The organism is Acetivibrio mesophilus (assembly GCF_004102745.1).
GTDB classification, from domain to species: domain Bacteria; phylum Bacillota; class Clostridia; order Acetivibrionales; family Acetivibrionaceae; genus Hungateiclostridium; species Hungateiclostridium mesophilum.
On record NZ_RLII01000015.1, the window covers coordinates 16,944 to 30,158 of the forward strand.

At 37.7% G+C, this 13,215-nt stretch carries 11 protein-coding genes; 8 read left to right on the forward strand and 3 right to left on the reverse strand.

Features of this window, described 5'->3' with window-relative positions; genetic code table 11:
* The first annotated feature begins 287 nt into the window (after positions 1-287).
* From EFD62_RS11260 to EFD62_RS11285, 6 genes are all read left to right on the forward strand, one after another.
* Positions 288-1,754, forward strand: coding sequence for a TROVE domain-containing protein (locus EFD62_RS11260; RefSeq protein WP_128706152.1), 1,467 nt, complete (start codon positions 288-290; stop codon positions 1,752-1,754).
* Between the two features lie 596 nt (positions 1,755-2,350).
* Complete coding sequence (locus tag EFD62_RS11265) at positions 2,351-3,595, forward strand: RNA ligase (protein WP_069195890.1); 1,245 nt, start codon at positions 2,351-2,353, stop codon at positions 3,593-3,595.
* Positions 3,596-4,498, forward strand: coding sequence for an AAA family ATPase (locus tag EFD62_RS11270; protein ID WP_069195891.1), 903 nt, complete (start codon positions 3,596-3,598; stop codon positions 4,496-4,498). It begins immediately after the preceding gene.
* A gap of 31 nt (positions 4,499-4,529) precedes the next feature.
* Positions 4,530-5,927, forward strand: coding sequence for a 3' terminal RNA ribose 2'-O-methyltransferase Hen1 (locus EFD62_RS11275; protein ID WP_069195892.1), 1,398 nt, complete (start codon positions 4,530-4,532; stop codon positions 5,925-5,927).
* Positions 5,924-8,536 (forward strand): polynucleotide kinase-phosphatase, encoded by a 2,613-nt coding sequence (locus tag EFD62_RS11280; protein ID WP_128706153.1) that lies wholly within the window; start codon positions 5,924-5,926, stop codon positions 8,534-8,536. The genes EFD62_RS11275 and EFD62_RS11280 overlap by 4 nt, the downstream gene beginning before the upstream one ends.
* Positions 8,537-8,726: 190 nt before the next feature.
* Entirely contained in the window at positions 8,727-8,912 is a 186-nt protein-coding gene (locus tag EFD62_RS11285; protein ID WP_268919983.1) for an ankyrin repeat domain-containing protein, read from the forward strand.
* A gap of 152 nt (positions 8,913-9,064) precedes the next feature.
* Here the strand turns inward: EFD62_RS11285 and ric are convergent, their stop codons facing one another.
* The 3 genes from ric to EFD62_RS11300 form a co-directional block, all read right to left on the reverse strand.
* The gene (gene ric, locus EFD62_RS11290; RefSeq protein ID WP_128706154.1) at positions 9,065-9,766 is read right to left on the reverse strand and encodes an iron-sulfur cluster repair di-iron protein; all 702 of its coding nucleotides are present in this window, start codon (positions 9,764-9,766) and stop codon (positions 9,065-9,067) included.
* Positions 9,767-9,786: 20 nt separating this feature from the next.
* Positions 9,787-11,016, reverse strand: a complete 1,230-nt coding sequence (locus tag EFD62_RS11295) for an FprA family A-type flavoprotein (protein WP_069195895.1) — start codon at positions 11,014-11,016, stop codon at positions 9,787-9,789.
* Between the two features lie 152 nt (positions 11,017-11,168).
* Positions 11,169-11,867 carry a Crp/Fnr family transcriptional regulator gene (locus tag EFD62_RS11300; RefSeq protein ID WP_128706155.1) on the reverse strand — a complete coding sequence of 233 codons (699 nt, stop codon included), beginning with the start codon at positions 11,865-11,867 and terminating at the stop codon, positions 11,169-11,171.
* A 234-nt stretch (positions 11,868-12,101) separates the two neighbouring features.
* Between EFD62_RS11300 and EFD62_RS11305 the strand changes: the two genes are divergently transcribed.
* Both EFD62_RS11305 and EFD62_RS11310 read left to right on the forward strand, forming a co-directional pair.
* Positions 12,102-12,461, forward strand: coding sequence for a PadR family transcriptional regulator (locus EFD62_RS11305; RefSeq protein WP_069195897.1), 360 nt, complete (start codon positions 12,102-12,104; stop codon positions 12,459-12,461).
* Entirely contained in the window at positions 12,425-13,087 is a 663-nt protein-coding gene (locus EFD62_RS11310; RefSeq protein WP_128706156.1) for a permease prefix domain 1-containing protein, read from the forward strand. Before EFD62_RS11305 ends, EFD62_RS11310 begins: the two co-directional genes overlap by 37 nt.
* The last annotated feature ends 128 nt before the right edge of the window (positions 13,088-13,215 follow it).

Consider the following 13,215-nt stretch of genomic DNA (forward strand, 5'->3'; position numbering starts at 1 on the left):
AGAGATACTTCGCCTTTTAAGCGAGAGGTCGCCGGTTCGAGTCCGGTCATGGACATTCCATGTAGCTCAGATGGATAGAGCACTTTATAAGCTCTAATCGATTTTCTCCCAACAAACACTTGGGAAGTGCAGGAAGGAGTTACTTCGTTGGGGCCGGTACGTGAAAACGTGTGCAGGTGAGAATCCTGCTCTCAAATTTTGGGGTGGCGGAAAAATAAGACGCGCCGGATAATAGTCTCCTTCCGATTTTCTCCCAAGTAATAATTTCCTATGAAAGGGGAGTAACTATGTCAAAGTTTAATTTAGGAGTCTTTAGAGCAAATAAAACGGTAAATAACGAGGGAGCAATCGCTTATTCTATGAGTGATAAGGAAAAGTTGGTAACGCAAGTATTGACGAGCTTTTTCAATGAGAATAAATTTTATGGAGACAACTCCCAGGATATATTGAACACCGTTAGAAATGTAATAAAAACTGATCCAAGATTTGTAGCTAACTTGAGTGTTTTTGCAAGGAAAGAGATGCATTTGAGAACAATATCTCATGTTTTGGTGTCCGAGCTTGCAAAAAGTATAGAAGGTAAAGAGTATGTGAGAAGAACTTTGAATAAGGTAATTGAGCGCCCCGATGATATGACTGAGGTCTTGGCATATTACATGAATACATATGGTAAACCTATACCAAACTCGATAAAGAAAGGTTTGGCCGATAGCTTCGGTAAATTTGACGAGTACCAGTTGGCTAAATACAACAGAAAAAATTCAATTAAATTAAAAGATATCTTATGCCTGGTTCACCCAAAGGCTAAGGATGAAGCTCAAAATGATCTCTGGAAGAGACTATTGGATGATAGGCTTGAAACTCCTGTTACATGGGAGACAGAGTTGTCATCAAAAGGGAATAGCAAAGGAACTTGGGAAAGCTTAATTGATGAAAACAGACTGGGATATATGGCCATGATGAGAAATCTTCGTAATATAATCAACTCGGGAGCGTCAAATATAGATAAAGTATACGCGTACTTGACTAATGAAGAGAGGGTTTTAAAGAACAAGCAGTTGCCTTTCAGGTACTATAGCGCGTATAAGGTATTGAAAAATGAAGGAATAGGAACCTCAAAGATTTATGATGCTTTGGAAACCGCTATAAAAACATCAACAAAAAATATTAACAGACTCCCGGGTAAAACATTAATCGCTGCGGACGTTTCCGGTTCTATGAATTCTCGTATAAGTGCCAAAAGCGATCTGACCTGTGCTGAAATTGCCGTATTGATGCTGTCAATTGCAAACTATATATGTGAAGAAACCATTACGATGACTTTTGACGACAGTCTATATGCATGTAATTTGTCAACACAAAACGGTATAATTGCCAATGCCAACAGTATCAAAGTAAACGGCGGGGGAACTGATATTACTTTACCGTTGCGTTATTTACTGGACAAGAGGATATTTGTTGACCGTATTATTTTATTGTCTGACAATGAGATAAACAGAGGATATTCCTATAGTATGGGTTATGGCGGAACTAAGACCACCTGCCAAGCATTGGTCGAGAGATATAAGAAGTGGATAAATCCTGATGTTTGGGTTCATGCGATAGATATGCAGGGATATGGTACGCAGCAGTTTGAAGGTAGAAATGTAAACATTATCGCTGGATGGAATGAGAAAGTATTCGATTTTATTTCCTCCATTGAACAAGGTGTGGACTCTTTGATTGACAAAATCAACAGCTACTATTTTAAGTAGGGCCGTCTTGCTATCAGCCAGCTATAATAATTGCAAAAGTACTGGATTTACATTGATTGGCAGATGATGGATGGTATAGTAAAATAAACTCAGAGTTATTGGTATAATACAGTAAATTAGTTTTTTGAAAGGAGGATGGACAATGTATATAGCTAATTACCGAGAATCGATAAAAAACTACATATCCCTTCAACTGATTCATAAACCAAGTATAAATATGCATATACAGTGGCTTAATCCTCTATTATTCAAGTTCAAAGACAGATGATACTTTCAGTGAATAAGACATTACATATATAATAAATAATAGGTGGTTAAGTCTAGCAAATAGATTTAGCCACTTTTTTATTACCTAAGAAAATACATTTATTTTTTATCTACTAACAGTTGATAGGTGAGTAAAGAAAAATATGGAAGAAACATTGTGAAGCAAGTTGTAGAGCCTGTTAATACGACGAGGAAAGGGAGAGCATTGTTTGAGCGAAGCGAGTTTTGCTCGACCCCGAGGAGTATTTACAGGATCTAAACTGCGAAACTTTAGTTTCTGGAATATTTTCTTTATCTCAGTTCTTAATGTTGAAATTTGAGGTGAGGTTATGAGTATTTACAATTGGAATCCTGTGTTTAATTTGGCAATGCAAATTAAAAGCGATTATAAGGATAAATTCGGTTCAATTGATACTGTCAGGTTTGAAGACTGGCTGTCTAGACTTGATAATAAAGAATACAATAATATTTTTTTCCATTTGAAAGTAAAACAGCATAATAACTTTATTTTAATTCGATACAGTATGGATGAAATGCATGAAAGTATGTGGACAAATCCCGAGAGTATTTACAGGGAATGTAGAAGCATTGTTATTGACGTTGTAAATGAGCAATTGGTTATAGCTCCTTTCAGAAAGTTTTTCAATCTCAACGAAGTTGAGGAAAACAAGCTTGAAAACGTTTTAAATGAAATCAAAAATGCTAAATCAATTGAAATTACCGATAAACTTGATGGTTCAATGCAAAATGCAAGGTATTATAATGGGGAAATTTACATTTCCGGAAGTATGGCTATTGACAGAAATAGCTCTTGGAGGCTAGAGGATGGCTATAGTAAATTAACCGAATACCATAAAAAGATGATTATAGACAACCCTAATTTTACCTTTATTTTTGAGTACATAAGCATTAAAGACGCGCATGTAGTTAATTATTTGCCTGAGCAGGAAGACATGTACTTAATCGGAATGAGGAATGTTTTAACCGGGAGACAACTATCTTACAACGAGGTACAACAGTATGCATCCATGTATAAAGTTCCTATGACTAAGATAGAAAACCGATCTTTTGAGGAGATAATGCAAGATGTTAAGAGGTTAAAATCCAGCGAAAAGGAAGGATGGGTTTTAAATATTGACGGGCACATGATAAAGATTAAGTGTGATGACTACGTTAATCTGCATAGAGCATTAAGCAAATTTTCCTCAGTTAATGCAATAATCAAGAGTATTGCAGACGGTATGTATGATGACCTAATCAGTAAGGTGCCCTATAACTATAAGCAAAGAATAAATTGCGTTGCAAGGCTTATTTATGACTACATGAAAAACATGAATCAAAAGATCGAGGCTTATTACAGCATAGCTCCTAAGGAAGATAAAAAGGTATATATGATTTGGGTCACTGAAAACTGCCCAAAAGAAGTACAGGGATATCTACGGCAGAAATACCTAAATGGCGAATACCATGTCTTAAAAACTTGCTACGTTAATAGTATAAAATACAAAAAAATAAGCGAGATGGGGCTGGAACAAACATATGCTGCTTTATTTGATGGCTTGGAGGCAGGATAGATGAATAAGCTTATAATGATGGTTGGACTACCCGGAAGCGGGAAAAGCACCCTTGCAAAAGAACTATCTCTTAGAGAAAATGCTGTCTTACATTCTTCAGATGATTTGAGAGAAGAGTTGTTTGGGGATGCCGGCAATCAAGATAGTAATGAGCTGATTTTTCAAGAATTGCATAGAAGAATCTATCGTGATTTGTCAGATGGCAAAAGTGTAGTTTATGATGCAACCAATTCAAGTTACAAAAAGAGAAAAGTCTTTTTAGAGGCGTTGAGAATAGAATGTTATAAAGAATGCTATATGGTTGTTACCCCATATGAAAAGTGTTTGAGACAGAATAGCACCAGGAGCAGAAGAGTCCCTGATACAGTAATAGAGAATATCTATAAAGGTATTTTTATTCCTCAATATTTCGAGGGGTGGGATAATATTGAGGTTGCAAGAAACTATGATGATACTTTTGACATAGCTGAACTTTTCGATGATCTGGATGCAATTTCCCAGGATAATCCTTATCATACATTAACGATAGGAGAGCACTGTAAAAAGTGCATGGAGTATATCAAGGAGTATTGCGATAATGATGTCCTGGAAATCGCAGCATTAATGCATGATGTTGGTAAAAAGTTCACCAAAAAATTTGAGGATTCAAAGGGAAATCCCACTGAGGTTGCACATTTCTATGGTCATCAAAATGTATCGGCATACATGAGCTTATTTTATTTAAAGCAACTGCCAAAGGGAAAAATGCTTGAAATAGCGAAATATATCCAATGGCACATGCACCCAATGAATATTTCAACATCAAAGGCAAGACGCAGAACAATTAACCTATTAGGTGACGAGTTTTACAATAACTTACTAATGTTGCATGAGGCAGATATCTATGCCAAGCAATTAACATAATACTTATAAATGAAAGATTAGAGGTGTAAACATGATACTTACAATTACATATACTCAGCCACCGGCAACGGATTTAGGGTATCTATTATATAAAAATCCATCAAGACCCCAAACCTTTGAGTTAAGCCATGGGAAAGCTCATATATTCTATCCGGAGGCAACAAAAGAAAGATGTACAGTTGCACTAATCCTCGATATCGACCCTATTGATTTGGCCCGAGGAAAGAAAGGCTCCTCGGGAGAAGGCGGATTGTTTGATTATGTAAACGACAGACCTTATGTTGCATCTTCCTTCTTGAGTGTAGCAATGTCAAGAGTGTTTGGAACAGCAATGTCCGGTAAATCTAAGGATAGGCCTGAGCTGGCAGCAATGGAATTACCGCTGCAGGCCAAAATAACGATGCTTCCCTGTAAAGGAGGGGAAGAAATCATCCACCGGCTGTTTGAACCCTTAGGTTACAAGGTAGCCGTCGAAGGATATATGCTGGATGAGAAATTCCCTGAATGGGGTAAAAGCAAGTATTATACGGTTTCTATTGAGGGGAAAGTCAAGCTTCGGGATTTGTTAAATCATATCTATGTTCTAATACCTGTACTTGACACTGAAAAGCACTACTGGGTCGGGGAAGATGAAATTGACAAGCTGCTTCAACATGGAGAGGGTTGGCTCATTAATCATCCTGAAAAAGGGCTAATCACGGGAAGGTATCTAAAGAGAAAGAAGAGTCTTATTAATCAGGCATTTAAAAGACTAGTAGAAGATAGTGGTGTAATAGATGAAGAAGACGAACCGGATCAGCCTTCACAGCCACAGGAAACTGAAAAGAAGCTCAATTTAAATCAGCAAAGACTCGGCACTGTAGTTGCGGTACTAAAAAGTGTTAATGCAAAAAGAGTAATAGACATAGGGTGCGGAGAAGGGAATCTTATCTCATTGCTTTTAAAGGATAAGGAGTTTGAGCAAATCACTGGTGTTGATGTTTCATACAATGTTCTTGAAAGGGCTAAGGATAGATTGAAAATTGATAGACTGCCCGAAATGAAAAGGAAAAGAATTAACTTATTTCAGGGTTCCTTGGTGTACAGGGATAAGCGATTTTCAGGATATGACGCAGCAACTGTTATTGAGGTTATAGAACACCTTGATGAAAATAGACTTAAAGCCTTTGAGAAGGTATTATTTAAGTTTGCAAGGCCGCAGACAGTAATTGTATCTACCCCAAACAAGGAATATAACACGCATTACTCAAACCTCCTTGAAGGAGATGTGCGTCACAGGGATCATCGTTTTGAGTGGACCCGTAAAGAGTTTGAAACGTGGGCAGCAGGGGTTGCTGAGAGTTACGGTTATAATGTGAGATTTTTACAAATAGGCGAGATCGATGATGAATTCGGAAGCCCTACACAGATGGGAGTGTTTACATTATGAAATTAACTATACCGGAGTTATCTTTAATAGTATTAATAGGTTCTTCAGGAAGTGGTAAGTCCACTTTTGCTAAAAAGCACTTTAAGCCGACAGAGATAATATCTTCGGATTTTTGCAGAGGTCTAGTCTCTGACGATGAAAATGATCAGACAGTTACTCAGACAGCGTTTGATGTCCTACATTATATAGCCTCAAAAAGGCTTCAGTTGGGGAAGCTTACAGTTGTTGATGCCACAAATGTGCAGGAAGCTGCAAGAAAGCCCCTTGTACAGATTGCCAGAGATTATCACTGTTTTCCTGTGGCTGTGGTATTTAACCTTCCGGAAAAGGTGTGTCATGAAAGGAATAAAAGTAGGACTGACAGACAGGTAGAAGAGTATGTAATAAAAAAGCACACCCAGCAACTTAAAAAGTCAATCAAAGGACTTCAAAGGGAAGGCTTCAGATATGTGTATGTACTTAACTCTCCTGAAGAGGTGGAAGAGGTTATATTTGAAAGACAACCTTTATGGAATAATAGGAAAGATGAGCACGGTCCTTTCGATATTATAGGAGATATTCACGGCTGCTTCGATGAGCTAAAGATGCTGCTTGAGAAATTGGGATACTGTGTTGAGAAAGTTAAAGATGGCACTGGAAGCGAAAATTACAGGGCAATGCATCCTGAGGGAAGAAAAGCTGTGTTCCTTGGGGACTTGGTAGACCGTGGTCCTAAAATTACAGAAGTGTTAAAGCTTGTTATGAGTATGGTAAAATCGGGAGCAGCACTTTGTGTACCGGGCAATCATGATATCAAGCTTTTAAAGAAGCTAAGGGGAAGTAATGTTCAGATCACTCATGGTTTGGATAATACTTTGGAGCAGCTTGAAAGAGAGTCTCCTGAATTTATTGAAGAAGTCAAAACCTTTATTGACGGGCTGGTAAGCCACTATGTATTAGATGATGGCAAGCTCGTTGTGGCCCATGCCGGGATGAAAGAAGAACTTCAGGGTAGAGGCTCGGGTAGAGTAAGGGAATTTGCCCTTTATGGAGAGACTACCGGTGAAACCGATGAATATGGATTGCCTGTGAGATATGATTGGGCTTCCGATTACCGCGGCAAGGCTACGGTCATTTATGGGCATACTCCCCATGCCGAGGCCTTAAAGATAAACAATACAATAAACATTGATACCGGATGCGTTTTTGGGGGAAAATTAACGGCTTATCGGTATCCTGAAAAAGAATTTGTGGATATCAAGGCCTCAAAAACCTACTATGAGCCTGCGAAGCCGTTTCTTCCTGAGGAAGAGAAGGCTGATGTTTTTGAAGCAAGGGGAGATAATGATACTCTGGATATCAATGATGTTCTGGGTAAGAGGATTATCGGAACCAGACTGATGAACAGCATTACAATACATGAAGAAAACTCTATTGCTGCTTTGGAGGTAATGAGCAGGTTTGCTGCTGATCCCCATTGGCTTATATATTTGCCACCTACTATGTCGCCAAGCGAGACCAGTAAAAAAGAAGGGATGCTGGAACACCCTGCTGAAGCTTTTGAGTACTTCCGTACAAGGGGAGTGGATAAAGTAGTGTGTGAACAGAAGCATATGGGTTCCCGTGCAGTGGTAATCGTATGCAAAGATAGCCAGGCAGCAGCAAAAAGATTCGGGGTTGTAGATGGAACCTCCGGAATATGCTACACTCGTACCGGAAGACATTTCTTTGATAATATGGAGCTTGAGGCAGCATTGATTGACAGAGTAAGAAAGGTTCTAGACAAGTCGGGATTCTGGAACGACTTTAATACTGACTGGGTATGCCTTGACTGTGAGTTGATGCCCTGGTCAGCCAAGGCACAGATGCTTTTGAAGGATCAATATTCGGCAGTGGGTGTTTCCAGTAGAGTTGCGTTGGATGAAGCTGTTAAGCTACTTGAGCAAGCATCTATGAATAAAACTGTTTCCTTTGATGTGGATAAGCAAACTTCAGGGAAGAATGCAGATATAAATGCACTTTTGCAAAGATTCAGGGAACGTTCAGAGCTGATGCACAAGTATGTGGATGCATACAGAGAATACTGTTGGCCTGTTAATTCTATCGATGACTTAAGGCTAGCACCCTTCCATATCCTTGCTACAGAAGGGAATGTGCATTCCGATAAAAACCACCTATGGCACATGGATAACATTGCTAAATACTGTGCGCAGGATGACAGCTTAATTATAGCAACAAACCATATTCTTGTTGATGTTACTGATACAGAAAGTATAGCCAAGGGCACAAAATGGTGGGAAGACCTGACCGCTTCCGGTGGAGAGGGAATGGTGGTAAAACCATACGACTTTATTGTAAAGAATGGCAGAGAACTTTTGCAGCCCGCTGTAAAATGCCGTGGAAAAGAATATCTCAGGATTATTTACGGACCTGAGTACACAATGGAAGAGAATATTCAAAGACTTCGAAACAGGGCTGTGGGAAAGAAACGCTCGTTGGCTCTTCGTGAATTTGCACTGGGAATGGAGTCTCTTGAACGTTTTGTAAGGAATGAGCCACTCTATAGAGTACATGAGTGTGTATTCGGAGTTCTGGCCATGGAAAGTGAACCGGTGGACCCGAGACTCTAGTTTTTTTGTTAGAGGACCTTGAATTCGGGGATTGATAATATTATATAAGGGCTTCAGCAAACCCTCAATTCCCTTTAACATTATTTAATATACTTAGTGACTATGGTGAATTTACCCTTTTTATCGGGACACTCTCGATTATGGAAGTTATGTCAGTGTTGATGCCTAAAGCTAAACGATAGATGTAAACATTACAGATAACGAGAGCAAAACCCCTTTGCATGTACAGGCTTCTGACGGAGAAGAACGATTTGATGTTATAGAGATTTTATTGGAAAATGGGGTGGATAAAACAATTAAGAACAAAAATGGAGAACGAGCATATGATATAGCAGTAAGCAGACAAGATAAAGACAATGCAGAAATACTTAGATAAAGCTGTATATAAGAAGATAGAAATCTCCTTCTTGGTAAGAATTATGAAAATAATATCCAAGAAGGAGATTCTTTATGTCAACATTAACGAAAGAGCAGATAAAAGAATTCTAGGTTAATCTTTTATCTGCTCTTTTACAACTTGTGGGTATACTATTGTATCGAATTAAATCGCCTAAACAGGATGTTGTTCTCAAGGTGTATGTGCTGGAACAAGTCGGATTCAAGCTCCTGAAGCTTGTCAAATGCTCTGCAATAGGTGCTGCAGCCATCTTTTGGCACGCTATAATCATTTGTTATTTTTCTAAGCTCCTTCAGAATACCACCTGCCGTATCGTGTTCATCTTCTGTTTCCTTCATGGTGGCGGAAATCCGATTCAATAGTTCGCCTGATGGATTGACATCATATTCCTTGATGATCGGAAAAAGAATTTCTTCTTCTTTAATCAAATGCTGCTCCAATTCTGTCTTGAGGCTATGAAACAGCTTGTGAACTTTGAAAAGGCTGGCATGGTTTGAACCGTGAACTCTTAATATCTTTGTTATAAGCTCACTGAGCTCAGGAAGAGTCCTTTTCAAAAATACATGGTGTGTATTTACTATATAATCAATCAACTTGGTTGAGGACATTTCCATAAAATTTGTCTGACTTGAAATGTTTTTGGACTCCTCATAGGCAGTATCCAATTTTCTCAATAATTGCTGTTCGTCTACCTTATCATTCTTTATTACCTCAGCGAGGGTTCTATGACCTCCACAACAAAAATCAATATTAAATTCTTTGAAAATCTCGCTAGCTTTTGGCATGATGGATACAATTTCTCCAATACTTTGTGAGCTACTAAATGTACTCATAATATCCTCCTCCAATTCTATCAATGTGTTAGTACTTGTTCCCCAAAGACTCTTCCTGCTTCTTCAGCAACTTCCAGACCCTCCTCATATGCGAACTTAATTCGCAGTGGGAATAATGGGATATCAACACCCGTACTGCCAATGAGATATTTTTGATTAATCACATTAAAGCCAACTTTATCAAGATAGTTTTCAATGTGCATGATTGCTTCTCCGCTCCAACCGTAGGAACCGAAAGCAGCTGCAAACTTATTCTTGACTTCCGCGCCCTCTAAGGATTTAAGAATCTCTTCAACATTTCCAACCATATCGGCATATTTGGTGGAGCTTCCTACCAAGACACCGTCGCTTTCTAGGATCCGCTTCTTTACTTCCTCCAAATCAGCATTTTTAAGATTGAATATGGAGGTTTCCACTCCTGTTTTTTCAAGCCCTTGAGCAAGTTTTTGTGCTATCTTTGTAGTATTACCTGTCATGGTAGAATATACGATTGTAACCTTCTTGGGTTCTTCTTGAACTGGGAGACTGCTCATTTCATCATACATTTGAATAAACTTTGCAGCATCCTCACGCAGGATATATCCATGGGAAGGAGCAATCACCTCTATATCAAGGTTTTTAATCTTCTCCAGCATATCCCTCACATAAGGTCTGTGGGGTGCCATGATGAGTGTATAGTAGACCTTAAAGTCTTCAATATATTCACCTTTTGCCAAATCATTAAACAGCTCGTAGTTTGCTATGTGAGTACTGAATATATCGCAAGGGAAAAGGATTTTATTTTCTTCCACGTAGGTAATCATTGTTTCCTCAGTGTGAAGGTAAGGTGTCTCGAAAAATCGTAGTGTCTTGCCGCCTATATCCAATGTATCTCCGTCTTTGATTACTATAAATTCCCTATGATGCAGCTTAAACATATCCTTTAGTAATTCTGCGGCTAATTTTGTAGTCACGATTTTTGCCTTCTTTGCTTTAGCTGCCAAGGCTGGCAGTGCCCCTGCATGATCCGGTTCAACATGGTTGATTACGATATATTCGATATCTTCCGGGTCAATAACTTTACTTAGGTTGTCAACATATTCCTTTCCATATGCGATATCCACCGTATCAATTACAGTTGGTTTTTCTGTCGCTAATAGATAACTGTTATATGTTGTTCCACGTTCTAGAATTAGACGATGAAAGGGTACTTTTCGGTCATCCACTTTTCCTACCCAAAATATATTATCAGCTATTTTTATAGTATCCATAATCAATACCTCCTTGATTCTTTTATATTTACGTTTCCTTTGTTATGATTAAATCATACACTGTTTTTAATTTTAAAACTGTGACCTATGTCATAATTTTGGACAATTAAAAAAACCAAGCGTTTTAATCTAACTTCCGCTTGGCTTTTATGCTATAGAGCATCAATGTTTCGAATAATAACTTTTTTGTTTCCAACCATTTCGATAATTCCTTCCTCTTGTAAGAGATTCATTTTCCGACTGACGGTTTCCCGTGCAACTCCTATATAATTGGCAATTCCTTCGCGACTTAACGGCAGTTCAACAATGATTCCGTTTTGACTCTCTTTACCGTATTTTCTTGCAAATTCGAGAAGGACTTCATTCACTCTTTCCTCTGCATTTTTTGTTCCCATACTTTCAACTGCGTTTTCCAGCCGTTCTAGCCTACTGCATAGCTCCTCAATGATTTTTAAGCCAATTTCGGGATATTCTCGAAGCAGTTTTTTGAAGTCATCCTTCTTAATGGTGCAAACATGGGTTACTTCCAATGCTTCAACATTATATTGGGCGTTTTGATTTATTAAAAGGTTCTTTTCTCCAAAAAAATCACCCTGAGAAAAGATATATATAATTTGCTCTTTTCCTTCGAAGGTATTCCTAAAAGCTTTCACTTTTCCGCTGTTAATTATAATTAAACTGTCTAGGTGTGAGCCCTCAAGAATAATCATTTCTCCCCGGGAATATCGTTTTCTTATTATCAAGTTTACAACCCTGTTGATTTCCTCTGCATTCAAGGTAGAAAATATCGGCACTCTTTTTGCACAAATTTTATGCTGACATCTCTCACAGTTACAACTATGATTATTCATATGATTACTCTCCTTTTGAGCATGTAGACTTCTATTACATTTTATTATTACACCAACTTGAATACAATCATATCATAAAATTATATTTTTCCCGGCATATGCCAAGAAATTTTCATGGTTTTAACTAAAACTTTGAATTTGAATATTTATATCACAAAATTTTTATATACCTTGTATTACGATGTAGTTTGTAATACAATATAATTAGCATTACAATACTGGAGGTGATTTGTTTTGAATAAAGAGCTTATGAAAGGCAGTATTGATATACTTCTGCTACTATTAATAGCTAAAGAGGACTTGTACGGGTATGAAATTGCTAAGAGGTTAAAAGAAAAAAGCAATCATCTATATAATATTGGTGAAGGAACTTTGTATCCTGCACTTCAAAGGATGGAGAAAAAAGGACTGATTAGATCCTACTGGGGTGATTCTGATGGTGGCGGCAGGCGCAAGTATTATTCTATTACGGATGAAGGCAAAAAACAGCTTGCTAAAAGATTGGACGAATGGGATGCACTGAGTAAGTTGGTAAATTCATGTAAGGAGGGGTTGGTATGGGCCAATTTGATGATTACATTAACTCAATCATAAAAGGCTTGAGGATAACCGAAGAGAAAAAAGCTGAAATGGCTGAAGAGTTTTTAGATCATTTACAAATGCTGAAGATAGAATATTTATCAAAAGGTATGAGCGAGAGCGATGCTACCAAACAAGCTATGATTACTTTTGGTGAGGAGAAACGCCTGAAAAGAGAGTTGTCAAAAAGTTTGTCAAGCTATAAGAGTTTGCATAATATTATTGGCGGTGTAATCATACTTCTTATTGCTTTTATAATTGGAAGATATGTTCCTGTACCGGGGTATGATCTAGAGTATTCACATTCTCCTATTTATGGTGTGTTATATACTGTTATGCCAAACAATATATTATTTATTGCTCTAGGATACTATCTTCCTATCTTTTTAAAGAGGATGGAAAAAATACAGAATATCCTGTTAGCATCTATTGTGACGGGAGTTGTATACAGGTTATTTATACATTTACTCTTTTCAACATCGTGGAATAGCTTGGAAATTACAACGAAGTTAATTATGCTCGCATCTCCATTGGTTATTATTTCGAATATTATTGAATCTATGCTTGGTTTTACTCTGCTGCAATTGTTTCATAGGATGCCGAATATTTGTAAAAAATCGGTGATTAAGCATTTTGATTAATTATATTATGGGATAATAGAATTCTAAAGTAAATTTACAAAAAAGAATCTGAACTTGAATTCAGGTTCTATTTTTTATGTCATCCATAGTTTTTTTACCCCGACTTATCTGTGGTTGGCAATTCGGGT

Excerpts from the sequence above, each read along its gene's own strand:
- ric (WP_128706154.1), bottom strand. The coding sequence starts at position 9,766 with ATGAGTACATTTAGTAGCTCACAAAGTATTGGAGAAATTGTATCCATC.
- EFD62_RS11265 (WP_069195890.1), top strand. The coding sequence starts at position 2,351 with ATGAGTATTTACAATTGGAATCCTGTGTTTAATTTGGCAATGCAAATT.
- EFD62_RS11310 (WP_128706156.1), top strand. The coding sequence starts at position 12,425 with ATGGGCCAATTTGATGATTACATTAACTCAATCATAAAAGGCTTGAGG.
- EFD62_RS11260 (WP_128706152.1), top strand. The coding sequence starts at position 288 with ATGTCAAAGTTTAATTTAGGAGTCTTTAGAGCAAATAAAACGGTAAAT.
- EFD62_RS11280 (WP_128706153.1), top strand. The coding sequence starts at position 5,924 with ATGAAATTAACTATACCGGAGTTATCTTTAATAGTATTAATAGGTTCT.
- EFD62_RS11270 (WP_069195891.1), top strand. The coding sequence starts at position 3,596 with ATGAATAAGCTTATAATGATGGTTGGACTACCCGGAAGCGGGAAAAGC.
- EFD62_RS11275 (WP_069195892.1), top strand. The coding sequence starts at position 4,530 with ATGATACTTACAATTACATATACTCAGCCACCGGCAACGGATTTAGGG.
- EFD62_RS11300 (WP_128706155.1), bottom strand. The coding sequence starts at position 11,867 with ATGAATAATCATAGTTGTAACTGTGAGAGATGTCAGCATAAAATTTGT.
- EFD62_RS11295 (WP_069195895.1), bottom strand. The coding sequence starts at position 11,016 with ATGGATACTATAAAAATAGCTGATAATATATTTTGGGTAGGAAAAGTG.